Source organism: Erwinia persicina (assembly GCF_014838825.1).
In the GTDB taxonomy this organism is placed as follows: domain Bacteria; phylum Pseudomonadota; class Gammaproteobacteria; order Enterobacterales; family Enterobacteriaceae; genus Erwinia; species Erwinia persicina_A.
Genome location: NZ_JACYMO010000048.1, coordinates 1 through 359 on the forward strand (window position 1 = coordinate 1; position 359 = coordinate 359).

Genomic DNA, 359 nt, shown 5'->3' on the forward strand with positions numbered 1-359 from the left:
GCCACTTTGTAACGCACGGAGCCGGGCCGGGTCAGGTACGGGATGCTGGCGGTGTCCATCTTGAACTCCTGCACGCTGCCGTCCTGCTCTTCCACCCGCACGTCCAGCTGGCCGCTGACCGCGTCGTTGATGTCCTGAATGCGGAACGGCCCCGCCGCTACCTGGGTTTCATACAGCACGCGGCCCTGCTGGCGGATGATAACTTTCGCATTGCTGCGCGCTATCCCCGTCACCTCCGGCGCATAGCCGCGCAGGTTGGGCGGCAGCATGTTGTCGTCGGTCACCAGGCTGACGCCGGCAAAGCGGAAACTGTCGAAGATGTCGGAGTTTAAATAGTCCTCGCCCATCGTCAGCCTGGC

1 protein-coding gene is annotated in these 359 nt (G+C 63.5%); it reads right to left on the minus strand.

The window, feature by feature from the left end; genetic code table 11:
• Positions 1–359: fimbria/pilus outer membrane usher protein (locus tag IFU29_RS22270; protein ID WP_191935773.1), on the minus strand; the 359-nt coding region annotated here is incomplete at both ends.